Genomic DNA, 25,579 nt, shown 5'->3' on the forward strand with positions numbered 1-25,579 from the left:
ACCGCCGAGGAACCACGATGGATATCGATCTGCTCGACAACCTGCTGTTCGCCATGGTCCGCACCGGTACTCCGCTGCTGCTGGTGGCCCTGGGCGAACTGGTCTGCGAGAGAAGCGGGGTGCTCAACCTGGGCCAGGAGGGGATGATGCTGTTCGGCGCGGTGATCGGCTTCATGGTCGCCTTCTCCAGCGGCAGCCTGTGGCTCGGCGTGCTCCTCGCGGTGCTCGCCGGCATGCTGCTGGCGGCGCTGTTCGCCGGGGTCGCCCTGTACCTGAACGCCAACCAGGTGGCCTGCGGCCTGGCGCTGACCATCTTCGGCGTCGGCCTGTCGTCGTTCGTCGGCGCCGCCTGGGTCGGCAAGCCGCTGCAAGGGTTCGCCCCGCTGGCGCTGCCGGTGCTGGGCGAGTTGCCGCTGCTCGGGCGCATGCTGTTCGCCCAGGACGCGCTGGTCTACCTGAGCCTGGCGCTGTTCGCCGCGGTCGCCTGGATGCTCCTGCGCAGCCGCGCCGGGCTGGTTCTCCAGGCGGTCGGCGAGAACCCCGACGCGGCCAGCGCGATGGGCCTGCCGGTGCTGCGCGTGCGCACCCTGGCGGTGCTCTTCGGCGGCGCCATGGCCGGCCTGGCCGGTGCCTACCTATCGCTGGCCTACACGCCGATGTGGGCGGAGAACATGACCGCCGGACGCGGCTGGATCGCCCTGGCGCTGGTGGTCTTCGCCAGTTGGCGGGTGTTCCGCGTGCTGCTCGGTGCCTGGTTGTTCGGCCTGGCCAGCATCCTGCACCTGGTGGCCCAGGGGATCGGGCTGTCGATTCCGGCCAACCTGCTGGCGATGCTGCCCTATGCGGCGACCATCCTGGTGCTGGTCCTGCTCTCCCGCGATGCCCTGCGCACCCGGCTGTATGCCCCGGTTTCCCTGGGCCAGCCGTGGAAGGCCGGGCACTGACGAGGGCAGGTTCTTCGATTAGTTGTTTTAACTATTTATATATTCTTCGATAGATTTAGATAATTTCACTGATGGCCTAAATCAATGGGGCATTTTTGCCGAACCCCGTTAAGATTCTCCCAGTCGATTTGAAACACCCCATTCAACTGAGAGAGGAACGACTGATGTCCCTGATCAACACTCAAGTCCAACCGTTCAAGGTCAACGCTTTCCACAACGGCAAGTTCATCGAGGTGACCGAGGAATCCCTGAAGGGCAAGTGGTCGGTCCTGATCTTCATGCCGGCTGCCTTCACCTTCAACTGCCCGACCGAGATCGAAGACGCCGCCAACAACTACGGCGAGTTCCAGAAAGCCGGTGCCGAGGTCTACATCGTGACCACCGACACCCACTTCTCGCACAAGGTCTGGCACGAAACCTCCCCGGCAGTCGGCAAGGCCCAGTTCCCGCTGATCGGCGACCCGACCCACCAACTGACCAACGCCTTCGGCGTGCACATCCCGGAAGAAGGCCTGGCCCTGCGCGGTACCTTCGTGATCAACCCGGAAGGCGTGATCAAGACCGTCGAGATCCACTCCAACGAGATCGCCCGTGACGTCGGCGAGACCGTGCGCAAGCTGAAGGCCGCCCAGTACACCGCCGCCCACCCGGGCGAAGTCTGCCCGGCTAAGTGGAAGGAAGGCGAGAAGACCCTCGCTCCGTCCCTGGACCTGGTCGGCAAGATCTAAGACCGCGCCGGCGGCATTCGCCGCCAGCCTCTCCGGCGGACGATCCCTCGCGGATCGTCCGCCCTTCACCCAGCCAACGCGCCGTGCAGGGCGGATGTCCCATCCGCCGGGGATACGTTTGCCCGAATTTCGAGGAGCTGAACCATGTTGGACGCCAATCTTAAAACCCAGTTGAAGGCCTACCTGGAAAAGGTCAGCCAGCCGTTCGAGATCGTCGCGTCCCTCGATGACAGCGACAAATCCCGCGAGCTGCTGGGCCTGCTGCAAGACATCGTCGGCCTGACCGACAAGATCACCCTGAAGACCGACGGCAGCGATGCGCGCAAACCGTCGTTCTCGTTGAACCGCCCCGGTGCGGACATCGGCCTGCGCTTCGCCGGTATCCCCATGGGCCACGAATTCACCTCGCTGGTGCTGGCCCTGCTGCAGGTAGGCGGCCACCCCTCCAAGCTCGACGCGGACGTGATCGAGCAGGTCAAGGGCATCGAGGGCACCTTCGAGTTCGAAACCTACTTCTCGCTGTCCTGCCAGAACTGCCCGGACGTGGTCCAGGCGCTGAACCTGATGGCCGTGCTCAACCCGAACATCCGTCACGTCGCCATCGACGGCGCGCTGTTCCAGGATGAGGTCGAGGCGCGCCAGATCATGTCGGTGCCGAGCATCTACCTCAACGGCGAAGTCTTCGGCCAGGGCCGCATGGGCGTGGAAGAGATCCTCGCCAAGATCGACACCGGCGCCGCCGCCCGCGACGCCGAGAAGCTGACCGCCCGCGACGCCTTCGACGTGCTGGTGGTCGGCGGTGGCCCGGCCGGAGCCGCGGCGGCGATCTACGCCGCGCGCAAGGGCATTCGCACCGGCGTCGCCGCCGAGCGCTTCGGCGGCCAGGTGCTGGACACCATGGCCATCGAGAACTTCATCTCGGTGCAGGAGACCGAAGGGCCGAAGCTGGCGCGGGCGCTGGAAGAGCACGTGCGTCACTACGAGGTCGACATCATGAACCTGCAGCGCGCCAGCAAGCTGGTTCCGGCGAAGAACACCGGCGAGTTGCACGAGGTGCAGTTCGAGAGCGGCGGCAGCCTCAAGGCCAAGACCCTGATCCTCGCCACCGGCGCTCGCTGGCGCGAAATGGGCGTGCCCGGCGAGCAGGAATACAAGGCCAAGGGCGTGTGCTTCTGCCCGCACTGCGATGGCCCGCTGTTCAAGGGCAAGCGCGTGGCGGTGATCGGCGGCGGCAACTCTGGCGTCGAGGCGGCCATCGACCTGGCCGGCATCGTCGCCCACGTGACCCTGCTGGAATTCGACAGCAAGTTGCGCGCCGACGCCGTGCTGCAACGCAAGCTCTACAGCCTGCCGAACGTCGAGGTGATCACCAGTGCCCTGACCAGCGAAGTGAAGGGCGACGGCCAGAAGGTCACCGGCCTGGTGTACAAGGACCGCAACTCCGAGGAGTTCAAGTCGATCGAGCTGGAAGGTATCTTCGTGCAGATCGGCCTGCTGCCCAACACCGAGTGGCTCAAGGGCAGCGTCGAGCTGTCGCCGCGCGGCGAGATCATCGTCGACGCCCGTGGCGAGACCTCGCTGCCCGGCATCTTCGCCGCCGGCGACGTGACCACGGTGCCGTACAAGCAGATCGTGATCGCCGTGGGCGAGGGCGCCAAGGCTTCGCTGAGCGCCTTCGACCACCTGATCCGGACCTCCGCGCCGGAGTGACCCGGCCAGCGACCGTCGAACCAGGGACGCCCGGAGCGCGAAAGCGCCCCGGGCGTTTTCGTTGGCGCGACCGCCCGCCTCAGGCCGGGATATCCAGGTTCGCGTGGCCCGGCGCGGCGGCCGCCTCGGCGTAGACCTTCTCGTCCTCCTCGATCACCCGCGAGGCCGGCCCCACCAGCAACGGGTCGGGCTCATGGGCGATGCGCCGGTCCTTGTCCGGGTAGTCCAGCGAGTGCAGGAAGTGGCGGATGCAGTTGAGTCGCGCGCGCTTCTTGTCGTCGGACTTGATGACCGTCCACGGCGCGTCGGCGGTGTCGGTATGGAAGAACATCGCCTGCTTGGCGGCGGTGTAGTCGTCCCACTTGTCCAGAGACTTGATGTCGATGGGCGACAGCTTCCAGTGCTTGAGCGGATCGTCGCGGCGCGAGATGAAGCGCCGCAGTTGTTCCTCGCGGCTCACCGAGAACCAGTACTTGAACAGCAGGATGCCGCTGTTGGTGAGCATACGCTCCAGCTCCGGCGCCTGGCGCATGAACTCCAGGTATTGCAGCGGCGAACAGAAGCCCATGACCCGCTCGACGCCGGCGCGGTTGTACCAGGAGCGGTCGAAGAAGACCATCTCGCCGGCGGTGGGCAGGTGTTGGATGTAGCGCTGGAAATACCACTGGCCCTGCTCCTGGGAGGACGGTTTCTCCAAGGCTACGATCCGCGCGCCGCGCGGGTTCAGGTGTTCCATGAAGCGCTTGATGGTGCCGCCCTTGCCGGCGGCGTCGCGGCCTTCGAACAGGACCACCACGCGCTGGCCGGTCTCCTTCACCCAGCTCTGCACCTTGAGCAGTTCGATCTGCAGGTCGTGCTTGGCCTTCTCGTACTCGTTGCGGCGCATCCGCGTGTGATAGGGATAGTTCGCCGGCAGGCTCGCCGAGGTGCTGTCCTCGCTGCTGCCGTGGGGCGCACTGGCGACCTGCAGGGCCACCGGCTTCTGGCTGATTGCCTGGATCTCCTCGCGGGCCTTCTGCGCCGGGCTGGCCACTCGCGGGCGGCGGGTCGCCGGCTTGCGCGGGGCGCGGCGGGCGGCTGGCCGGGCCGGCTTGGCCGGCTGCGCGGCGGGTTGCTCGGGGGAGGGGGGACTGACAGTGGGTTCTTCGCTCATGCGGGACTCCTTCCGTTCTACGTTTTCAGCTATGCAGTCCCCCACTCTATGCCCCTGCCGGGAGGCGTCCGTTGACCCCCATCAAACCGCGCCCGGCCGCCACCGGGAGGAAAGCCTTACACCTCTCCAGAAATCCCTTGTAGGATATCGCCACGCGCGTGGCGTCCCGTCGTCGCCCCGCGGACCTGGATCAGCAGACAGGGTGAACACTGAGCTGGCTCTCATCAACCGAGGGCCGGCAGCGTTCGCGCCGGCCCGCCGATCCGACGAAGGTCCGCACATGTCCCGCACCTGGATTCGCAATCCCCTCGCCATCTTCACCGCCAACGGTCTCGACGCCGCCGGCGGCCTGGTCGTCGAAGACGGCCGCATCGTCGAGCTGCTCGGCGCTGGCCAGCAGCCCGCACAACCTTGCGCCAGCCAGTTCGACGCCAGCCGGCACGTGGTGTTGCCGGGGCTGGTCAACACCCATCACCACTTCTACCAGACCCTCACCCGCGCCTGGGCGCCGGTGGTCAACCAGCCGCTGTTCCCCTGGCTGAAGACCCTCTACCCGGTCTGGGCGCGGCTGACCCCGGAGAAACTCGAACTGGCCACCAAGGTGGCGCTGGCCGAGCTGCTGTTGTCCGGGTGTACCACTGCCGCCGACCACCACTACCTGTTTCCCGGCGGCCTCGAACAGGCCATCGACGTGCAGGCCGGGGTGGTCGAGGAACTGGGCATGCGCGCCATGCTCACCCGCGGCTCGATGAGCCTCGGCGAGAAGGACGGCGGCTTGCCGCCGCAGCAGACGGTGCAGGAAGCCGAGACCATCCTCGCCGACAGCGAGCGACTGATCGCTCGCTACCACCAGCGCGGCGAAGGCGCCCGGGTGCAGATCGCCCTGGCGCCCTGCTCGCCGTTCTCGGTGACTCCGGAGATCATGCGCGCCAGCGCCGAACTGGCGGCGCGCCACGACGTACGCCTGCACACCCACCTGGCGGAGACCCTCGACGAGGAAGACTTCTGCCTGCAGCGCTTCGGCCTGCGCACCGTGGACTACCTGGATAGCGTCGGCTGGCTCGGCCCGCGCACCTGGCTGGCCCACGGCATCCACTTCAACGCCGAGGAGATCCGTCGTCTCGGCGAGGCCGGCACCGGTATCTGCCACTGCCCGAGTTCGAACATGCGCCTGGCCTCGGGCATCTGCCCGACCGTGGAGCTGGAGGCGGCCGGCGCGCCGATCGGCCTGGGGGTCGATGGCTCGGCTTCCAACGACGCCTCGAACATGATCCTCGAGGCGCGCCAGGCCCTGTACCTGCAACGCCTGCGCTACGGCGCCGAGCGGATCACCCCGGAACTCGCCCTGGGCTGGGCCACCCGTGGCTCGGCACGCCTGCTCGGGCGCAGCGACATCGGCGAGCTGGCCCCCGGCAAGCAGGCCGACCTGGCCTTGTTCAAGCTCGACGAGCTGCGCTTCTCGGGTAGCCACGACCCGCTCTCGGCGCTGCTGCTGTGCGCTGCCGACCGCGCCGACCGGGTAATGGTCGGCGGCGTCTGGCGAGTGGTCGACGGTGCCGTGGAGGGCCTCGACCTGGCCGCCCTGATCGCCCGCCACCGCGCTGCGGCGAGTGCCCTGATCGCCGGTTGATGCGGGTTCCGGTAGGGGAAGCGCCGTGCTTCCTCTGTCGGTTCGCATAGGTCGGCGCGTGGCCCGCAACTGGCTAGACTGTGGCATTCCCCACCAGGAGCCGCCCCATGTCACGCGCCGCCCGCCCATGCAATCGCTTTTGCAGCCTTCTGCTAGGACTCGCCCTGCTGATGCCCGCCAGCCTTCCTCTGTCCGCTGCCGAAACGGTGGCGCCGCCATCGCCGCGGACGCTGATCATCGACACCGATCCGGGCGCCGACGATGTGATCGCCCTGCTGTTCGCCATGGCCTCGCCGAAGGAGCTGAAGATCCAGGCGCTGACCACCGTCGCCGGCAACGTGCCGCTGGAAAAGACCGCGCGTAACGCCCGGCTGGCCCGCGAGTGGGGCAAGCGCCCGGATATTCCGGTCTACGCCGGCGCCCCGCGACCGCTGCTGCGCACGCCGATCTACGCCGCCGACGTGCACGGCAGCGAAGGCATCAGCGGCGTCGAGGTGCATGAGCCGAAGCAGCCGCTGGCCGAAGGTAACGCCGTGGACTACCTGATCCGCACCTTGCGTGCGGCGCCGGAGAAGAGCGTGACCCTGGCCATGCTCGGCCCGGAGACCAACCTCGCGCTGGCCCTGACCCAGGCCCCGGACATCGTCAAGGGCATCCGCGAGATCGTGATCATGGGCGGCGCCCACTTCAACGGCGGCAACATCACCCCGGCCGCCGAATTCAATATCTTCGCCGACCCCCACGCGGCGGAAATCGTGCTCAAGAGCGGGGCGCCGATCACCATGCTGCCGCTCGACGTGACCCACAAGATCCTCACCAGCCCCGAGCGCATCGCCAAGCTGCGCAACCTCGGCAACCAGGCCGGCAAGACCGTCGCCGACATCCTCGACGCCTACGTCCAGTACGACATCAAGTACTACGGCCTGAAGGGCGGCCCGGTGCACGACGCCACGGTGGTCGCCTACCTGCTCAAGCCCTCGCTGTTCAAGGGCAAGCGGATCAACGTGCAGGTCGACAGTCGCGAGGGCATCACCTTCGGCCAGACCGTGGCCGACTGGTACGGCGGCCTCAAGCAGCCGGCCAACGTCGAGTGGATCAACGAGGGCGACGCCCAGGGGTTCTTCGACCTGCTCACCGAGCGTATCGCCCGCCTGCCCTGAGTCTCTCGCCGTACGGCCGGCGCCGGGTCAGCCGTGGCGCCGGCTGGCGAGTTGGCGCAGGGCCTGCTCGGCGTCGCCGACGACTAGCGTTGCCGGCACCGCCAGCATCAGGTTGAGCGGCAGGCCGAACTCTTCCAGGGTCATGCCGTCGCGGTCGCGGGTCGGATCCTCGCCGATCAGCTCCGGGGCGTGCCGGCGGATCCGCTCGGCGTAGCTGCCGGCGTCGTCGACGTAGCCATAGACCGGCTTGCCGAGGGCGGTGGCATAGCCGACCTCGAAGGCGGTGCCGCTGTCCGGCTCGGCGCCGCGGAAGAAGTTCAGGTTGGCCAGCACCGCGTCGGCGCGTTCGATCAGGCCGATGTTGGCGCGGTAGATCCAGGCCGCCTGTTCGCGCGGCTCGGCGAGCTGTTTCGGCAGCGCGTTGTCCAGCGGGTAGAGGCCCTCGAAACCGTAGCGTGCGCACAGTGCCTTGAGTGCTTCGCCGTGGGCGACGGCGTCGGCGCGGAACACATCGGGACCGGCCAGATAGAGTTTCCGCGGCCTGGCCGCGGCGCGTACGCCCGGCAGGCTGCCGAGCAGGGCGCCGGCGGGCAGCAGCAGGGCTGCCAGGCGCAGGAAGGTACGACGGCTGCTGGAACCCTTGGATCGGTTCATCGGATGCCTCTTGCAGGCCGGCCTCCCGGATGGGGCCGTTGTTGTCCAGGATTATGGCCGGCAAGCGACGGGCCGGGCGGCGGCTATCTGCCAGCAGCTAGGCGACGGCCTTCCCGCGATGTCAGGCGCGCTCGAGTTCCTCGGCGAGGCGTCGCAGGGCCTCGCGCGGGCCGCCGGCGACCAGCCGCGAAGGCACCGCCAGCATCAGGTTCAATGGCAGGCCGAAACCCTCCAGTTGCCAACCGTCGCGGTCCTCGCCGGGGTGCTCGCCGAGCCATTCCGGGGCCAGCCGGGCGAGGCGCTCGGCGTAGGCGCCGGCATCGCTGAGGTAGGCATATACCGGCTTGCCCAGGGCCAGGGCGTAACCCACTTCGAAGGCGGTGCCGCTGTCCGGCTCGCTGCCGCGGAACGGTTCGAGGTTGGCCAGCACGCAGTCGGCGCGCTCGATCAGGCCGACATTGGCGCGGTAGATCCAGGCGGCCTGTGCGGCTGGCTCGCGGATGTCGGCGGGCAGGGCGTGGTCGAGCGGGTAGAGGCCGACGAAGCCGAACTCGGCGCAGAGCGCCTTGAGGGTTTCGCCATGGGCTTCGGCGTCGGGGCGGAAGACGTCCGGCCCGGCCAGGTAGATCGCGGTCATCGCGTGCGTGCCTTGTTACGGAAAGCCAGCGCCCATGGTAGCGCCATCGTGGCGGCGCCGGCATGCACCAAGCGATGGCGCGCTGCACCGTCCTGCAGCCGCGCCGGCATGACGCGGCGCGCAGAAGCGCGAGCTTGAGCGGAGTTGTCCGGGTGGTCAGGTAATTGCATCGGCGGGCGGGCTGAACGCGAAGCCACGCCCGATGGCCAACCCTGCACTCACCGGAGCACGCCCATCCATGAAACACCGTCGCACGCAATCCCGCATGTCCGTCCTGCGCCGCCTTGCCGCCGTCCTCGGCCTCGGCGCCTGCGCTCTCGCCGCCGAGGCCGCCGAACCACTGAAGATCGGCTTCGTCTATGTCGGCCCGGTCGGCGACCACGGCTGGACCTACCAGCACGAACTGGGCCGCCGCGAACTGGTGGAGCACTTCGGCGACAAGGTGAAGACCAGCTTCGTCGAGAACGTCGCCGAGGGCGCCGACGCCGAGCGGGTCATCCGCAACCTGGCGAAAGACGGCTACGGCCTGGTCTTCACCACATCCTTCGGCTACATGAACCCTACCGCCAAGGTGGCCCGGCAGTTTCCCAAGGTGACCTTCGAGCACGCCACCGGCTACAAGCGCGACAGGAACCTCGGCACCTACCTGTCGCGCTCCTACGAGGGACGCTACGTCGGCGGCTTCCTCGCGGCGAAGATGACCCGCAGCCACAAGATCGGCTACATCGCCTCGTTTCCGATTCCCGAGGTGATCCGCGACATCAACGCGATCCAGCTGGCGCTGGACAAATACGACCCGCAGGCCGAACTCAAGGTGATGTGGGTGAGCACCTGGTTCGATCCGGGCAAGGAGGCCGACGCGGCCAACGCGCTGATCGACCAGGGCGTCGACGTGGTGTTCCAGCACACCGATAGCCCGGCGCCGATCCAGGCCGCCGAGCGTCGCGGGGTGTACGCCGTGGGCTACGCCTCGGACATGCAGCACTTCGGTCCGAAGACCGTGCTCACCTCGATCGTCAACGACTGGGGCCCGCACTATATCCGCTCGGCCCAGGCGGTGATGGACGGCACCTGGAAATCCGAGGACTTCTGGGGTGGCCTGGCCGAGAGTACGGTGGTCCTGCCGCTGAACCAGGAGGTGCTGCCGGCGCCGGTGCGGGAAGAGGCGGGCAGGCTGATCGAGTCGATCCGCAGCGGAGCCTTCCACCCCTTCACCGGGCCGATCCGCGACCAGTCCGGCAAGGAGCGTTTCGCCGCCGGCGTCAGCGCGACCAATGCCGACCTGGCGTCGATGAACTATTACGTGGAAGGCATCAAGGCCGACCTGCCGAAGTGAGCCCTGGCCTTGTATGGAAAAAGTCGCCGAGCGCAGGCACTTTCCGTACAGGACCCATCGAGGAGAGCGCGATTGGACCGTCTACCCATCATCGACATCGCCCCGCTCTACGGCGCCGACCGTGGCGCCTGGAACGACGTGGCGCGGCGGATCGACCAGGCCTGCCGCGAGTGGGGCTTCTTCTACATCGCCGGACACCCGTTGCCGGCCGCGCGCTTCGAAGCCCTGCTGGCGGCGGCGCGGGAGTTCTTCGCGCTGCCCGTCGAAGAGAAGCTGAAGATCGATATCACCCGTAGCCGCAATCATCGCGGCTATGGCGCGATCGCCACCGAGCAGCTCGACCCGGCGTTGCCCAGCGACTTCAAGGAGACCTTCGACATGGCCCTGCACCTGCCGGCGGAGCATCCCGACGTGCGCGCCGGCAAATCCTTCTACGGGCCCAACCGACACCCCGACCTGCCCGGCTGGGAGGCCCTGCTGGAAGGACACTATGCCGACATGCTGGCGCTGGCCCGTACCGTGCTGCGCGCCCTGGCCATCGCCCTGGGGATCGAGGAGGACTTCTTCGATCGCCGCTTCGAGCAGCCGGTCAGCGTGTTCCGCCTGATCCACTATCCGCCGGCCTCGGCCCGGCAGAGCGCCGACCAGCCCGGCGCCGGCGCGCACACCGACTACGGCTGCGTGACCCTGCTCTACCAGGACGCCGCCGGTGGCCTGCAAGTGCAGAACCGCCAGGGCGAATGGATCGACGCGCCGCCCATCGACGGCACCTTCGTGGTCAACATCGGCGACATGATGGCGCGCTGGAGCAACGACCGTTACCGCTCGACCCCGCACCGGGTGATCAGCCCGCGCGGGGTGCACCGCTACTCCATGCCGTTCTTCGCCGAACCGCACATGGACACCGAGATCCGCTGCCTGCCGGGCTGCTTCGACGCGGACAACCCGCCGAAGTATCCGCCGACCACCTGTGGCGATTGGCTGACCTCGCGCTTCGCGCAGACCTATGCCTATCGGCGCGGCGAAACGGCCTGAGCCGCCCGTCGCGCGCGGGAGCGGCTCGTGGGTTTGCCGCGGGCCTGACTCCCGGGACAGGTTAAACTTGCCGGCCAAGACCAGCCTGATCGAGAACCCACCCCATGTACGAATGGCTCAACGCCTTGCCCAAGGCCGAACTGCACCTGCACCTGGAAGGTACCCTGGAGCCGGAGCTGCTGTTCGCCCTCGCCGAGCGCAACCGCATCGCCCTGCCCTGGAACGACGTCGAGACCCTGCGCAAGGCCTACGCCTTCAACAACCTGCAGGAATTCCTCGACCTCTACTACGCCGGCGCCGACGTGCTGCGCACCGAGCAGGACTTCTACGACCTGACCTGGGCCTACCTGCAGAAGTGCAAGGCGCAGAACGTCGTCCACGTCGAGCCGTTCTTCGACCCGCAGACCCACACCGATCGCGGCATTCCCTTCGAGGTGGTGCTCGCCGGCATCCGCGCCGCGCTACGGGACGGCGAGAAGCTGCTGGGCATCCGCCATGGGCTGATCCTCAGCTTCCTCCGCCACCTCAGCGAGGAACAGGCGCAGAAAACCCTCGACCAGGCGCTGCCGTTCCGCGACGCCTTCATCGCCGTCGGCCTCGACAGCTCGGAAGTAGGGCATCCGCCGAGCAAGTTCCAGCGGGTCTTCGACCGGGCCCGCAGCGAAGGCTTCCTCACCGTCGCCCATGCCGGCGAGGAGGGGCCGCCCGAGTACATATGGGAAGCCCTCGACCTGCTCAAGGTCGAGCGCATCGACCACGGCGTACGCGCCTTCGAGGACGAGCGGCTGATGCGGCGGCTGATCGACGAACAGATCCCGCTGACCGTCTGCCCGCTGTCCAACACCAAGCTCTGCGTGTTCGACGACATGAGCCAGCACACCATCCTCGACATGCTCGAACGCGGCGTGAAGGTGACGGTGAACTCCGATGACCCGGCCTACTTCGGCGGCTATGTCACCGAGAACTTCCATGCCTTGCAGCAGAGCCTGGGAATGACCGAGGAGCAGGCCAGGCGCCTGGCGCAGAACAGCCTGGATGCGCGCCTGGTGAAGTGAGGGGCGGCGTGCCGGATAGCCCGGCGCGCGACCCGCAAGGCGTTTCGTCGTCGCTGGCTTCTCGGTATTGATGATAAGCATTATCATTTGAAGGCCTGCTCAGCATTCCCATGGCGCCGCCCCGGCGCCGGCTTTCGTGCAGCCGTCCTCACCGATGCCCGACCGCGACCTACCTCCCGGCCCGCGCCCGGATGCCTTGCCGGCAGACGGCGAGGCGGCGCGCCGCGCGGATCTCCTCAAGGCCTTCCTGGCCCAGCGCCAGCGCATGGAAAGCCTGGTCAGCCGCTGGGTCGGCTGCCGAGCGACCGCCGCCGACCTGGTCCAGGAGCTGTTCCTGCGCTTCTGGCGGCGCCCGGCCGCCCCGGTGGAGGAGCTTGGCAGCTACCTCCTGCGCAGCGCGCGCAACCTGGCCATCGACCACTTGCGTGGCGAAGGATCGCGGCAACGGCAACTGGACGATTGGCTGCCGGAGCAGCGCCAGGGCGAGCCGGTCCGTCCCGAGCAGGCGCTCGAGGCCGGCGACCAGTGGCGCCGGGTCGAGGCCGCCTTGCGCGGCCTGCCCGAGCGCACCCGGCGGATTTTCCTGCTCAATCGCATCCACGGCCGCACCTACGCGGAGATCGCCCAGGCCATGCAGCTTTCCCAAAGCGCCGTGGAAAAACATATGATGCGCGCCCTCGACGCCTGCAAGGCGAGCCTGGCCGGCCCGGCCGGCGAGCAGGCAAGGAGCGCCCAGCCATGACCCGACCCGATAGCGACGCCGCGCCCTACGAGCCCGTCCTCGAGCAGACCGCCCAGGCCTGGCTGGTGCGCCTGCGCGGTACGCCGGATGCGGCGACCCGGCGGGCCTTCGAGGACTGGCTGGCGCAGCGGCCGGCGCATGCCGAGGCCTATGCCCGCGCCGAGGCGCTCTGGCGCCTGACGGAAATACCGGCGAGCCGCCTGGCCATCGAAGAGGCTGATGCCCTGGAAGCCTACCTGCGGCCGCGCCGAGCGTCGCGCAACCCGCGGCGCTGGGCCTACCCGCTGGCCAGCGTCGCCTGCCTGCTGGCGATGCTCTGGCTGGGCGGCTGGTGGCAGCCCGGCGACTGGCTGCAGGACTGGCGTGCCGACTATGTCGCCGCGCCGGGACAGGTCGCCGAATGGAAGCTGGCCGATGGCTCCTACCTGAGCCTGGACGCCGGCAGCGCGGTGCGCGTGCGTATCGACGGCGGCCAGCGGCGGGTCGAACTGCTGCGCGGCGCCGCCGCGTTGCGGGTGAAGCGCGACACGCTGCCATTCGTGGTCGAGGCCGGCGAAGGTCGGGCGCGGGTACTGGGCACCGAGTTCGAGGTCCGTCGCGGCGCCGGGGCGACCCGCGTCACCGTGTTGCAAGGGCGGGTCGCGGTGAGCGCCGGCACCGGTGCGGGCGCCGCCGAGGAAGTGCTGGGCGCCGGCCAGCAGGTCGGCTTCGCCGACGGCAAGCTGGGCCGGCCCGTGGCCATCGACGCCGCCGCCGCGCTGGCCTGGCGCCAGGGTTGGCTGAGCTTCTACCGGCGGCCGCTGGCGGAAGTGCTCGACGAACTCGCTCGCTACTACCCCGGACGCATTCTCCTGCTCGACGACGCGCTCGGTCGCCAGCCGGTCAGCGGCAGCTTCCGCAGCGATGATCCCGAAGCCGCGCTGAAGTCGCTGCAGGCGGTGCTCGGCTATCGCCAGCAGATCCTGTTCGGACGCCTGGTGGTGATTCGCTGACGGTGGCCCTGGTCCGTTTGGCCGCAGGAATCTTTCCCGGCGAAGAATTTTTTTGCCCTGCGGGGTGAGGTAAATCCGGCGCCGCTTCGTGTAGTGCTCATGACCGCGATTGATTCGCATTAGAAAAGCGACCGACACGAGCAACCCATGACCCCGTTCCCGCGCTTCGCCCTGCGTACTCTCCCCGCCCTGTTCCTCAGCCTCGGCTGTCTCGCCGCCACCGTGCAGGCCGCCGAGGCGGTTCGCTACCGCTTCAGCCAGGCTGCCGCGCCGCTGGCCCAGGCGCTCAACGCGTTCAGCCGGGCCAGCGGGCAGACGCTGCTCTACACCGCCGAGCTGCCGCCGCAGGCGACCGCTCCGGCATTGCACGGTTCGCTGGACGCGGAGGAGGCGCTGCAACGCCTGCTGCAGGGCAGCGGCCTGCGCGCGCGGCGGATCGACGAGCGCACCCTGACCCTGGAACCGATCCCCGCCAGCGGCGCGCTCGACCTCGATGCCACGACGGTCTCCGCCGCCGCCCCGGCGCAGGGCTACCGGCCGGCGGCCAACGCCTCGATCAGCCGCGGCGATGCGCCGGTACTGGAAATCCCCCAGGCGATCAGCGTGGTCCCGGCACAGGCGCTGCAGGACCAGCGCCCGCGCAACCTTGACGACGCGCTGGGCAACATCAGCGGCATCACCCAGGCCAACACCCTCGGCGGTACCCAGGACGCGGTGATGAAGCGCGGCTTCGGCGACAACCGCGACGGCTCGATCATGCGCGACGGCATGCCCTCGGTGCAGGGCCGCAATTTCACCGCCACCGCCGACCACGTCGAGGTGCTGAAGGGGCCAGCATCCCTGCTCTATGGCATCCAGGACCCGGGCGGGGTGGTCAACGTGGTGAGCAAGAAGCCACAACTGCAACAAGCCAACGCCCTGACCCTGCGTGGCTCGGCCTACGCCCACGGGCGCAACGGCAGCGGCGGCCAGCTCGACTCCACCGGCCCGCTGGGCGACAGCGGACTGGCCTACCGGATGATCCTCGATCATGAGGACGAGGATTACTGGCGCGACTTCGGCAAGAGTCGCGAGACGCTGGTGGCGCCCTCGCTGGCCTGGTACGGCGAGGACACGACGGTCAACCTGAGCTACGAGCACCGCGAGTTCACCACGCCGTTCGACCGTGGCACGGCCATCGACCCGCGTACCAACCGCCCGCTGGACATCCCGCGCAGCCGGCGCCTGGACGAGCCCTTCAACATCACCGAGGGCCGTTCCGAGCTGGCCCGCCTGGATCTCGAACGGCAGCTCGACGACACCTGGAAGGCCCACTTCGGCTACGGCTACAGTCGCGAGACCTACGACGACAACCAGGCCCGGGTGATGGCCGTGAATGCCGACGGCACCCTGACCCGGCGCATGGACGGCACCCACGGCGCGGTCAGCAGCGACAGCTTCGCCACCCTCGGCCTGAGCGGAACGCTGCAACTGGCCGGGATGCAACATGACCTGCAATTCGGCATGGACCACGAGAAGCGCAAGATCTTCCGCGCCGACCTGCTGCGCGACAGCAAGACCAGCCGCTTCGACTACCTCGACCCGGTCTATGGCCAGGTGGTGCCGTCGACCCGGGTGGTCGCCGGCGACAGCGACCAGACCGACAAGCTGCGCAGCGACTCGCTGTACTTCCAGGACTCGATCCACCTGGACGAACGCTGGATCCTGGTCGGCGGCGCGCGCTACCAGATCTACGACCAGCTCGCCGGGCGCGGCCGGCCGTTCAACGCCAACACCGATATCAACGGGCAGAAATGGGTGCCGCGCGGCGGCCTGGTCTACCGCCTGAGCGACGAGGTTTCGCTGTACGGCAGCTACACGCGCTCGTTCAAGCCGAACTCGACCATCGCCCCGCTGAGCACCGGCGAGACCATCGATTCGGCGATCCTGCCGGAGGAGGCGACCTCCTGGGAGCTGGGCGCCAAGCTGGATGTGCCGGGGCGTCTCAGCGGCACCCTGGCGCTGTTCGACATTCGCAAGAAGAACGTGCTGGTCAACGAACTCGACGGTGCCGGCAACAGCAGCGTGCGCGCCGCCGGCCGGGTCCGCTCGCGCGGCCTGGAGCTGGACCTCACCGGCCAGCTCAGCGAACGCTGGAGCCTGATCGGCAGCTACGCCTGGCTCGCCGCGGAAGTCACCGAGGACCCGACCCTGGAGGGCAAGCGCCTGCAGAACGTGGCGCGCAACACCGCGTCGCTGTCGGCGGTCTACGAACTCGGCCAGCTCTTCGGCGGCGACCGCCTACGCCTGGGCGGCGGCGCGCGCTACGTCGGCAAGCGCCCGGGCGACCCGGCCAATTCCTTCGACCTGCCGTCCTACACCGTGGCCGATGCCTTCGCCAGCTACGACACCCGCTTCGGCGGGCACGGCGTGAAGTTCCAGCTCAACGTGAAGAACCTGTTCGACCGCACCTACTACCCGTCCAGTGCCAATCGACTGTACGTGGCGATGGGCGAGCCCCGGCAGTTCCAGGTGTCGACGACGGTGGAGTTCTGAGTCGGCGCTCGCTCCAGGTGGGGTTCCCCGGCGTCCTCCTGGACGTGGAGGCCCCCTGAAGGGCGAAGGGTCGGCGCGATGCTGCCCGACCATGCTCCATCCGGTTCCTTCTTCCCCCAGGGAAGGGATTGCCCGGCGCGTGAGTCGTTCCGCCATCCAGTGCCTTCTCCCTTTGGGGAAAGGAAGGCGGAGAACCGCCTGGCACGACCTCGCCGCACGCCACACCTCGTTCCCAACCCGCCCGTTGGGTACCATGCCCGCACCACTCGCCGCCACGGCCGCCCCATGAACCTCGACAACCGCATCAAGTTCCGCCACCTCGCCTGCTTCCTCGAAGTCGCCCGCCAGCGCAGCTTCGCCAAGGCGGCGGATGCCGTGGCGGTGTCGCAGCCGGCGATCTCCAAGACCCTCAAGGAACTGGAGGAAATCCTCGGCGCGCGCCTGTTCGAACGGAGCAAGGCCGGCGCCGAGCTGACCGAGGCGGGCGTGACCTTCCTGCGCTATGCCGGCCCCTGCGTGCAGGCCCTGCGCGACGGGGTGAACACCCTGCGCGGCCACGAGGCGCAGGTCGAGACGGTGCGGGTCGGCGTGCTGTCGACGGTGGAGAGCCTGGTGGTGCCCGAGGTGATCCGGCGCCTGCACCGGCGCCACGGTGCGCTGGTGGTCAGCGTCGCCACCGGACCCAGCGCCTACCTGCTGGCGCAACTGAAGGTCGGCGAGCTGGACCTGGTGGTCGGGCGGATGACCGATAGCCCGGACATCCAGGGCCTGACCTTCGAGCACCTGTACAGCGAGTCGATGATGCTGGTGGTGCGTCCCGGCCACCCCTTGCTCGCCGCGCCCCTCGGCGACCTGCAGCGGCTGGCCGAATTCCCACTGGTGCTGCCGCTGGCCGGCACCACCATCCGCCGCCACGCCGACAGCCTGTTCGTGCAGTGGGGCATCGCGCTCGCCGGACAGCGCCTGGAAACCCTCTCGCCGACCCTCAGCCGCAGCTATGTGTTGCGCAGCGAGGCGATCTGGGTGGCGCCGCGCGATGCCGTGCGCCTGGACGTCGGCAACGGCGAGCTGGCCGAGCTGGACCTGGGTATCCGCGAACCGGGCGGTTCGGTCGGGCTGTGCCACAACGCGGCCTTGCCGTTGCCGCTGGGGGCGCAATGGTTCAGCGCGGTGTTGCGCGAGGTGGCCGCCGAGTTGCACTGATAAAGCATAACCAAATGGTTATGTATGGGGCCGGATAATTCACTGTCCCCGTCCCGCCTCCTGCGCAAGACTTCGTTTTCCATGCCTGAATCCACAAGCCTGGCGACCGATAACGCGAATAACAGGAGCCCGACATGCACGACGCCGAAAGCCGTCGTTTCGTCATCCGTGACCGAAACTGGCACCCCAAAGCCTTGACCCCCGACTACAAGACCTCCGTGCCGCGCTCGCCGAGCCAGGCGCTGGTGAGCATCCCGCAATCGCTCTCGGAAACCAGCGGGCCGGACTTCTCCCACCTCAGGCTCGGCCGCCACGACAACGACCTGCTGCTCAACTTCGACCACGGCGGCCTGCCCCAGGGCGAGCGCATCATCATGTTCGGCCGGGTCTTCGACCAGTACGGCAAGCCGGTCCCGCACACCCTGGTGGAGATGTGGCAGGCCAACGCCGGCGGGCGCTACCGGCACAAGAACGACCGCTACCTGGCGCCGCTCGACCCGAACTTCGGCGGCGTCGGCCGGACCCTCACCGACAGCGAGGGCCACTATTACTTCCGCACCATCAAGCCCGGGCCCTATCCCTGGCGCAACGGCCCCAACGACTGGCGCCCGGCGCACATCCACGTGTCTGTCAGCGGCCCGGCGATCGCCGCGCGGCTGGTCACCCAGATGTACTTCGAGGGCGACCCGCTGATCCCCAAGTGCCCGATCATCCGCACCCTTGCCGACCCGGAGGCGGCGCAGAGCCTGATCGGCCGGCTCGACATGAGCATGGCCAACCCGATGGATTGCCTGGCCTACCGCTTCGACATCGTCCTGCGCGGGCAGCGCAAGACCTTCTTCGAGAACGCCTGAGGAGCCGACCATGAGCCACGAACTGCTGCGGGAAACCCCTTCCCAGACCGCCGGTCCCTATGTCCACATCGGCCTGGCGCTGGCCGCCGCCGGCAACCCGACCCGTGACCTGGAGATCTGGAACCGCATGGCCCGCGAAGACGCGCCGGGCCAGCACATCCTCCTGCTCGGCCACGTCTACGACGGCAACGGCCACCTGGTGCGCGACTCGTTCCTGGAGTTCTGGCAGGCCGACAGCGAAGGCCGCTACCAGGAGCGCTACGATCCGGAGCGTCCGTTCAACAGCTTCGGCCGCACCGCCACCACCTTCGATGCCGGCGAGTGGACCCTGCACACGGTCAAGCCGGGGGTGGTGCGTAACGCCCAGGGCGTGCCGATGGCGCCGCACATCAACGTCTCGCTGTTCGCCCGCGGCATCAACATCCACTTGCAGACCCGGCTGTACTTCGATGACGAGACCGAGGCCAACGCCGCCTGTCCGGTGCTCAACCTGATCGAGCAGGCGCCGCGTCGCGACACCCTGCTCGCGCAGCGCTGCGAAGTGGACGGACAGCTCGCCTACCGTTTCGACATCCGCATCCAGGGCGACAACGAGACGGTGTTCTTTGACTTCTAGGCGCATCGATCGCGCGGGAAGGAAGGGCGCCCTTGCCGGAGCGGCAAGGGCGTACCCAGAACCCGCCGATGGGTACCTGACATTACTCCCGGAGGGCGATGGGTAGCCCCGACAGTACTACAGTCGGAGGCGCTCCGGTCAATTGCGATGATCGAACGAGTGTCCGATAATCGGCGAGCCTTTCCGTGACCCGAGCCCGAACGTCCATGAGCGAACTCCCGGAACACCCCGCCACCCTGGCGCCGCCGACCGTCCTTTCGCCGGCCAAGCGCATCGAGGCCTTCACCGGCGATCCCAACTTCATGACCTCGCTGGCCCGTGGCCTGGCGGTGATCCATGCGTTCCAGGAGCGCAAGCGGCACCTGACCATCGCCCAGATCAGCCACCGCACCGAGATACCCCGCGCCGCCGTGCGTCGCTGCCTGCACACGCTGATGCAGCTTGGCTACGCCACCACCGACGGGCGCACCTACTCGCTGTTGCCGAAGGTGCTCACCCTCGGCCACGCCTACCTGTCGTCGACGCCGCTGGCGATCACTGCGCAGCCGATCCTCGACCGCCTCAGCGAACAGCTCCACGAAGCCTGTTCGATGGCCACCCTGGAGGGCGACGACGTGCTCTACATCGCCCGTTCGGCCACTCCCCAGCGGCTGATTTCGGTGGACCTCAACGTCGGCAGCCGGCTGCCCGCCTATTGCACCTCGATGGGCCGCATCCTCCTCGCCGCGCTGGACGACGACGCGCTGCACGCCTACTTCGGCGGAGTGGAGATGCAGGCCAAGACCAGCCGTACCCTGTATACCCCCGAGACCCTGCTGCCGTGCCTGGTGGAGATTCGTCGCCAGGGCTGGTGCATCGTCGACCAGGAGCTGGAAGTCGGCCTGCGCTCGCTGGCGGTGCCGGTACGCGACTCCGCCGGCCATGTGCTCGCCGCGCTGAACGTCGGCACCCATGCCGGGCGGGTCTCCCGCGCCGAACTGGAAAGCCGTTTCCTGCCGTTGCTGCTGGAGGCCAGCCGCGAGCTGAGCGCGCGCCTGTTCACCTGACGCCGGAGGCGATCCCCTCCACAAGTTTGGAAAAGGAACCCCCGCTTCCATCTGATAGTCGCAATCCTTGGGGACGCGGCTAGAATCCCTGCCAATTCTGGGAGTTTCCGGCCGGATCGGCCGGTATCTGTATGGATCGCGAAGGGGAAGGCATGTCAGACGCCAGAGGCGCTTTTCATTCCAAAGGTCGCTGGTCGCGGATGGCGCTGCCCGCCATCCTGTGCGCCGGCCTGCTTGTCGGTTGCGGCGCCGAGCCGCCCGCCGAGGAACACGTCCGTGTGCTGGCGCAGACGGTGAAGATGGCCGAGTTCGCCTCGGCCACCTCGATCACCGGCGACATCCAGGCACGGGTACAGGCCGACCAGTCGTTCCGTGTCGGCGGCAAGATCGTCGAGCGCCTGGTCGATGTCGGCGACCACGTCGCGGCTGGCCAGGTGCTGGCGCGGCTCGACCCGCAGGACCAGCGCAGCAACGTGGAGAACGCCCAGGCGGCGGTCGCCGCGCAGCAGGCGCAGTCGAAGCTCGCCGACCTCAACTACCAGCGGCAGAAGGCGCTGCTGCCCAAGGGCTACACCAGCCAGAGCGAGTACGACCAGGCGCTGGCCTCGGTGCGCAGCGCGCAGAGTTCGCTGAAGGCCGCCCAGGCGCAGTTGGCCAACGCCCGCGACCTGCTTTCCTATACCGAGCTGCGTGCCTCCGACGCCGGGGTCATCACCGCCCGCCAGGCCGAGGTCGGCCAGGTGGTGCAGGCCACCGTGCCGATCTTCACCCTGGCCCGCGACGGCGAGCGCGACGCGGTGTTCAACGTCTACGAGTCGTTGTTCAGCCACGATGTCGACGGCCAGCGGATCACCGTCAGCCTGCTCGGCAAGCCGGAAGTCACCGCCAGCGGCAAGGTCCGCGAGATCACCCCCACGGTGGACGAGCGCAGCGGTACGCTGAAGGTCAAGGTCGGCCTCGACTCGGTGCCGGCGGAAATGAGCCTCGGCAGCGTGGTCAACGCCAGCGTCGCCGCGCCGGCCGAGCACAGCGTGGTGCTGCCCTGGTCGGCGCTGTCCAAGGTCGGCGAGCAGCCGGCGGTCTGGTTGCTCGACCAGCAAGGCAAGGCGCGTCTGCAACCGGTGCGGGTGGCACGCTACGCCAGCGAGAAGGTGGTCATCGACGGTGGCCTGGAGGCGGGCCAGACGGTGGTCACGGTGGGCGGCCAACTGCTCCATCCGGGCCAGGTGGTCGAGGTGGCCCAGCCGCCGCAGCCGACCCAGAGCACCGCCAGCCGCGACGCCGTGGGCGGAGGCCAGCCATGAAGCCGTTTTCCCTCGCCGGCCTGTTCGGCTTCGCCCTGCTCCTCTCCGGCTGCGGCGACGAGCCGCCGCCGGCACCGCCGCGGCCGGTGCTGACGGTGACCGTGAAGACCCTGAAGAACGACGACCTCGGTCGCTTCGCCGGGAGCATCCAGGCGCGCTACGAGAGCGTGCTCGGCTTCCGCACCAACGGACGGATCGCCTCGCGCCTGTTCGACGTCGGTGACTTCGTCGGCAAGGGCGCGCTGCTGGCGACCCTCGACCCCACCGACCAGCAGAACCAGTTGCGCGCCAGCCAGGGCGACCTGGCCAGCGCCGAGGCACAGTTGATCGACGCCCAGGCCAATGCCCGGCGCCAGGAAGAACTGTTCGCCCGCAGCGTCACCGCCCAGGCGCGCCTGGACGATGCGCGGACCCGCCTGAAGACCAGCCAGGCCAGCTTCGACCAGGCCAAAGCGGCGGTGCAGCAGGCCAGGGACCAGCTTTCCTACACGCGCCTGGTGACCGATTTCGACGGCGTCATCACCACCTGGCACGCCGAGGCCGGGCAAGTGGTCAGCGCCGGCCAGGCGGTGGTCACCCTGGCCCGGCCCGAAGTGCGCGAGGCAGTCTTCGACCTGCCCACCGAGGTCGCCGAGAGCCTGCCGGCCGACGCGCGCTTCCTGGTCAGCGCCCAGCTCGACCCGCAGGCCAGGACCACCGGCAGCATCCGCGAGCTGGGTCCGCAGGCCGACGCCTCGACCCGCACCCGTCGCGTGCGCCTGAGCCTGGCGCAGACGCCGGAGGCGTTTCGCCTCGGTTCGACCATCCAGGTCCAGCTGAGCAGCGCCGGTAGCGTGCGCAGCGTGCTGCCGGCCAGCGTGCTGCTGGAGCGCGACGGCAAGACCCAGGTCTGGGTCGTCGATGGGAAACAGTCCAGCGTGGCCCTGCGCGAGGTACAGGTGCTCAGCCGCGACGAACGCCAGGTGGTGATCGGACAGGGCCTGGCCGACGGCGACCGGGTGGTCCGCGCCGGAGTCAACAGCCTCAAGCCCGGCCAGAAGATCAAACTCGACGAGGATGCGCGATGAAGGGCGGTTTCAACCTGTCGGACTGGGCCCTGCGCCACCAGTCCCTGGTCTGGTACCTGATGGCGGTATCGCTGGTGATGGGCGTGTTCTCCTACCTCAACCTGGGGCGCGAGGAGGATCCCTCGTTCGCCATCAAGACCATGGTCATCCAGACCCGCTGGCCGGGCGCCACGGTGGACGACACCCTGGAGCAGGTCACCGACCGCATCGAGAAGAAGCTCGAGGAGCTGGACTCGCTGGATTACGTGAAGAGCTACACGCGACCCGGCGAATCGACGGTCTTCGTCTACCTCAAGGACACCACCAAGGCCGGCGACATCCCGGATATCTGGTACCAGGTGCGCAAGAAGATATCCGACATCCAGGGCGAATTCCCCCAAGGCATCCAGGGACCGGGTTTCAACGACGAGTTCGGCGACGTGTTCGGCAGCGTCTACGCCTTCACCGCCGATGGCCTGGACTTCCGCCAGCTGCGCGACTACGTGGAGAAGGTGCGCCTGGACATCCGCTCGGTGAAAGACCTGGGCAAGGTGCAGATGATCGGTGCGCAGAACGAGGTCATCTACCTCAACTTCTCTACCCGCAAGCTGGCCGCCCTCGGTCTCGACCAGCGCCAGGTCGTGCAGAGCCTGCAGGCGCAGAACGCGGTGACCCCGTCCGGCGTGGTCGAGGCCGGCCCCGAGCGCATCTCGGTGCGCACCTCCGGCAACTTCCGTTCGGAAAAGGACCTGCAGGCGGTCAACCTGCGGGTCAACGATCGTTTCTACCGGCTGTCCGACCTGGCCAGCATCAGCCGCGATTTCGTCGACCCGCCGACCTCGCTGTTCCGCTACAAGGGCGAGCCGGCCATCGGCCTGGCGGTGGCGATGAAGGAGGGCGGCAATATCCTCGAGTTCGGCGAGGCGCTCAATGCGCGCATGCAGGAGATCACCGGCGAACTGCCGGTTGGCGTCGGCGTGCACCAGGTGTCGAACCAGGCCCAGGTGGTGAAGAAGGCGGTCGGCGGTTTCACCCGGGCGCTGTTCGAGGCGGTGGTGATCGTCCTCATCGTCAGCTTCGTCAGCCTCGGCCTGCGCGCCGGGCTGGTGGTGGCCTGCTCGATCCCGCTGGTGCTGGCGATGGTCTTCGTGTTCATGGAATACACCGACATCACCATGCAGCGGGTTTCCCTCGGCGCGCTGATCATCGCCCTCGGCCTGCTGGTGGACGATGCCATGATCACCGTGGAGATGATGATCACGCGCCTCGAACTGGGCGACTCGCTGCACGACTCGGCGACCTACGCCTACACCTCGACGGCCTTCCCGATGCTCACCGGGACCCTGGTGACGGTGGCCGGCTTCGTGCCCATCGGGCTCAACGCCAGCTCCGCCGGCGAGTACACCTTCACCCTGTTCGCAGTGATCGCCGTGGCGCTGCTGCTGTCGTGGATCGTCGCGGTGCTGTTCGCCCCGGTGATCGCCGTGCACATCCTGCCGAAGACTCTCAAGCACAAGTCGGAGCAGAAGAAGGGCCGCATCGCCGAGCGTTTCGACAGCCTGCTGCACCTGGCGATGCGCCGGCGCTGGACGACCATCTTCCTCACCGCGCTGCTGTTCGGCGTGTCGCTGTTCCTGATGAAGTTCGTCCAGCACCAGTTCTTCCCGTCTTCCGACCGTCCGGAACTGCTGGTCGACCTCAACCTGCCGCAAAACAGCAGCATCCACGAGACCAGGGCGGTGATGGACCGCCTGGAAGCGACGCTGAAGGACGACGAGGACATCGACCACTGGAGCGCCTACGTCGGCGAAGGCGCGATCCGCTTCTACCTGCCGCTGGACCAGCAGTTGCAGAACAACTTCTATGGCCAGCTGGTGATCGTCACCAAGGACCTGGAGGCCCGCGAGCGCGTCGCCGCACGCCTGCGCGATCGCTTGCGCAAGGACTACGTCGGCATCAGCACCTACGTGCAGCCGCTGGAGATGGGGCCGCCGGTGGGACGGCCGATCCAGTACCGGGTCAGCGGACCGCAGATCGACAAGGTCCGCGAGTACGCCATGGGCCTGGCCGGCGTGCTCGACGGCAACCCGAACATCGGCGATATCGTCTACGACTGGAACGAGCCCGGGAAGATGCTCAAGATCGACATCGCCCAGGACAAGGCGCGCCAGCTCGGGCTGTCCTCCGAGGACGTGGCGCAGATCATGAACAGCGTGGTGACCGGCAGCGCGGTGACCCAGGTGCGCGACGACATCTACCTGGTGAACGTCATCGGTCGCGCCGAGGATAGCGAGCGCGGCTCGCTGGAGACCCTGGAGAGCCTGCAGATCGTCACGCCCAGCGGCACCTCGATCCCGCTCAAGGCGTTCGCCAAGGTCAGCTACGAGCTGGAGCAGCCGCTGGTGTGGCGCCGCGACCGCAAGCCGACGATCACGGTGAAGGCGTCGCTGCGCGGCGAGATCCAGCCCACCGACCTGGTCGCCCGGCTGGCGCCGGAGGTCAAGCGCTTCGCCGACGGCCTGCCGGCGAACTACCGGATCGAAGTGGGCGGCACGGTGGAGGAGAGCGGCAAGGCCGAGGGCCCGATCGCCAAGGTGGTGCCGCTGATGCTGTTCCTCATGGCGACCTTCCTGATGATCCAGTTGCAGAGCGTGCAGAAGCTGTTCCTGGTGGCCAGCGTCGCGCCGCTGGGGCTGATCGGGGTGGTCGCGGCGTTGCTGCCGACCGGCACGCCGATGGGCTTCGTGGCGATCCTCGGGATTCTCGCGCTGATCGGCATCATCATCCGCAACTCGGTGATCCTGGTGACCCAGATCGATGCCTTCGAGAAGGACGGCAAGACGCCCTGGGAAGCCGTGCTGGAAGCCACCCACCACCGCACCCGGCCGATCCTGCTGACGGCGGCGGCGGCCAGCCTGGGGATGATCCCCATCGCCCGCGAAGTGTTCTGGGGGCCGATGGCCTATGCGATGATCGGCGGCATCGTCGCCGCCACGCTGCTCACGCTGATCTTCCTGCCGGCGCTGTACGTCGCCTGGTACCGGATTCCGGAACCGGGACGCTGAGCGCGGCGTAAGGGGAAGGGGGCGCCGCCGTAGCAGAGTCTGTGCGGGGGGAAGGAGAGCGGACGGCGGGTGGGCCATCCGCCCCGACGCCGGGCAGGGTATGCCCGGCGTTGCTACGGCGACGGCGGCCAGTA

General features: G+C 68.2%; 21 protein-coding genes. 18 read left to right on the forward strand and 3 right to left on the reverse strand.

Going from position 1 to position 25,579, the window contains the following annotated elements:
- Positions 1-17 precede the first annotated feature (17 nt).
- From JHD77_RS26335 to ahpF, 3 genes are all read left to right on the forward strand, one after another.
- Entirely contained in the window at positions 18-944 is a 927-nt protein-coding gene (locus tag JHD77_RS26335; RefSeq protein WP_003083821.1) for an ABC transporter permease, read from the forward strand.
- Between the two features lie 164 nt (positions 945-1,108).
- Positions 1,109-1,672: an alkyl hydroperoxide reductase subunit C gene (gene ahpC, locus JHD77_RS26340; RefSeq protein ID WP_003083828.1), complete on the forward strand. Its 564-nt coding sequence runs from the start codon at positions 1,109-1,111 to the stop codon at positions 1,670-1,672.
- A gap of 144 nt (positions 1,673-1,816) precedes the next feature.
- Positions 1,817-3,382, forward strand: coding sequence for an alkyl hydroperoxide reductase subunit F (ahpF, locus tag JHD77_RS26345; RefSeq protein ID WP_003083830.1), 1,566 nt, complete (start codon positions 1,817-1,819; stop codon positions 3,380-3,382).
- A gap of 79 nt (positions 3,383-3,461) precedes the next feature.
- Here the strand turns inward: ahpF and ppk2 are convergent, their stop codons facing one another.
- Entirely contained in the window at positions 3,462-4,358 is an 897-nt protein-coding gene (gene ppk2 / locus JHD77_RS26350) for a polyphosphate kinase 2 (protein ID WP_003121626.1), read from the reverse strand.
- 457 nt (positions 4,359-4,815) lie between these two features.
- Here ppk2 and JHD77_RS26355 point away from each other — a divergent pair, with 457 nt between their 5' ends.
- Both JHD77_RS26355 and JHD77_RS26360 read left to right on the forward strand, forming a co-directional pair.
- Positions 4,816-6,165: an 8-oxoguanine deaminase gene (locus JHD77_RS26355; RefSeq protein ID WP_049308734.1), complete on the forward strand. Its 1,350-nt coding sequence runs from the start codon at positions 4,816-4,818 to the stop codon at positions 6,163-6,165.
- Between the two features lie 107 nt (positions 6,166-6,272).
- Complete coding sequence (locus JHD77_RS26360; protein WP_003106723.1) at positions 6,273-7,325, forward strand: nucleoside hydrolase; 1,053 nt, start codon at positions 6,273-6,275, stop codon at positions 7,323-7,325.
- Between the two features lie 27 nt (positions 7,326-7,352).
- Here JHD77_RS26360 and JHD77_RS26365 read toward each other — a convergent pair whose 3' ends face one another.
- Entirely contained in the window at positions 7,353-7,979 is a 627-nt protein-coding gene (locus JHD77_RS26365; protein WP_003117212.1) for a nucleoside 2-deoxyribosyltransferase, read from the reverse strand.
- A gap of 121 nt (positions 7,980-8,100) precedes the next feature.
- A complete protein-coding gene (locus JHD77_RS26370) occupies positions 8,101-8,616 on the reverse strand; it encodes a nucleoside 2-deoxyribosyltransferase (RefSeq protein WP_003106720.1) in 516 nt (171 codons plus the stop codon).
- A 238-nt stretch (positions 8,617-8,854) separates the two neighbouring features.
- On the opposite strand from JHD77_RS26370, the gene JHD77_RS26375 reads away from it, so the two are divergent.
- The 13 genes from JHD77_RS26375 to triC all read left to right on the forward strand — a co-directional run bounded on the left by JHD77_RS26375 (position 8,855) and on the right by triC (position 25,445).
- Positions 8,855-9,952, forward strand: a complete 1,098-nt coding sequence (locus tag JHD77_RS26375; protein WP_003118576.1) for a BMP family ABC transporter substrate-binding protein — start codon at positions 8,855-8,857, stop codon at positions 9,950-9,952.
- Between the two features lie 72 nt (positions 9,953-10,024).
- Positions 10,025-10,987, forward strand: coding sequence for an oxidoreductase (locus tag JHD77_RS26380; protein WP_003112640.1), 963 nt, complete (start codon positions 10,025-10,027; stop codon positions 10,985-10,987).
- 104 nt (positions 10,988-11,091) lie between these two features.
- The gene (locus JHD77_RS26385; protein ID WP_003112641.1) at positions 11,092-12,042 is read left to right on the forward strand and encodes an adenosine deaminase; all 951 of its coding nucleotides are present in this window, start codon (positions 11,092-11,094) and stop codon (positions 12,040-12,042) included.
- Between the two features lie 196 nt (positions 12,043-12,238).
- Entirely contained in the window at positions 12,239-12,784 is a 546-nt protein-coding gene (locus JHD77_RS26390) for an RNA polymerase sigma factor (RefSeq protein WP_019681399.1), read from the forward strand.
- Positions 12,781-13,776: a FecR family protein gene (locus JHD77_RS26395; protein WP_023085740.1), complete on the forward strand. Its 996-nt coding sequence runs from the start codon at positions 12,781-12,783 to the stop codon at positions 13,774-13,776. The genes JHD77_RS26390 and JHD77_RS26395 overlap by 4 nt, the downstream gene beginning before the upstream one ends.
- A 147-nt stretch (positions 13,777-13,923) precedes the next feature.
- Positions 13,924-16,311, forward strand: a complete 2,388-nt coding sequence (locus JHD77_RS26400; RefSeq protein ID WP_003142427.1) for a TonB-dependent siderophore receptor — start codon at positions 13,924-13,926, stop codon at positions 16,309-16,311.
- Positions 16,312-16,596: 285 nt separating this feature from the next.
- A complete protein-coding gene (gene pcaQ, locus JHD77_RS26405; RefSeq protein WP_003102186.1) occupies positions 16,597-17,514 on the forward strand; it encodes a pca operon transcription factor PcaQ in 918 nt (305 codons plus the stop codon).
- Between the two features lie 134 nt (positions 17,515-17,648).
- Positions 17,649-18,368: a protocatechuate 3,4-dioxygenase subunit beta gene (gene pcaH / locus JHD77_RS26410; RefSeq protein ID WP_003102187.1), complete on the forward strand. Its 720-nt coding sequence runs from the start codon at positions 17,649-17,651 to the stop codon at positions 18,366-18,368.
- Positions 18,369-18,378: 10 nt separating this feature from the next.
- On the forward strand, positions 18,379-18,984 hold the full coding sequence (gene pcaG, locus JHD77_RS26415) for a protocatechuate 3,4-dioxygenase subunit alpha (protein ID WP_003118582.1): 606 nt from the start codon (positions 18,379-18,381) through the stop codon (positions 18,982-18,984).
- Between the two features lie 206 nt (positions 18,985-19,190).
- The gene (locus tag JHD77_RS26420; protein ID WP_003083866.1) at positions 19,191-20,030 is read left to right on the forward strand and encodes an IclR family transcriptional regulator domain-containing protein; all 840 of its coding nucleotides are present in this window, start codon (positions 19,191-19,193) and stop codon (positions 20,028-20,030) included.
- 152 nt (positions 20,031-20,182) lie between these two features.
- A complete protein-coding gene (triA, locus tag JHD77_RS26425) occupies positions 20,183-21,334 on the forward strand; it encodes a triclosan efflux RND transporter adaptor protein TriA (protein WP_003118583.1) in 1,152 nt (383 codons plus the stop codon).
- Positions 21,331-22,401 carry a triclosan efflux RND transporter adaptor protein TriB gene (gene triB / locus JHD77_RS26430; RefSeq protein WP_003083872.1) on the forward strand — a complete coding sequence of 357 codons (1,071 nt, stop codon included), beginning with the start codon at positions 21,331-21,333 and terminating at the stop codon, positions 22,399-22,401. The genes triA and triB overlap by 4 nt, the downstream gene beginning before the upstream one ends.
- Positions 22,398-25,445 (forward strand): triclosan efflux RND transporter permease subunit TriC, encoded by a 3,048-nt coding sequence (gene triC, locus JHD77_RS26435; protein WP_003102199.1) that lies wholly within the window; start codon positions 22,398-22,400, stop codon positions 25,443-25,445. The genes triB and triC overlap by 4 nt, the downstream gene beginning before the upstream one ends.
- The last annotated feature ends 134 nt before the right edge of the window (positions 25,446-25,579 follow it).

The organism is Pseudomonas sp. P20 (assembly GCF_016463925.1).
GTDB lineage: Bacteria > Pseudomonadota > Gammaproteobacteria > Pseudomonadales > Pseudomonadaceae > Pseudomonas > Pseudomonas aeruginosa.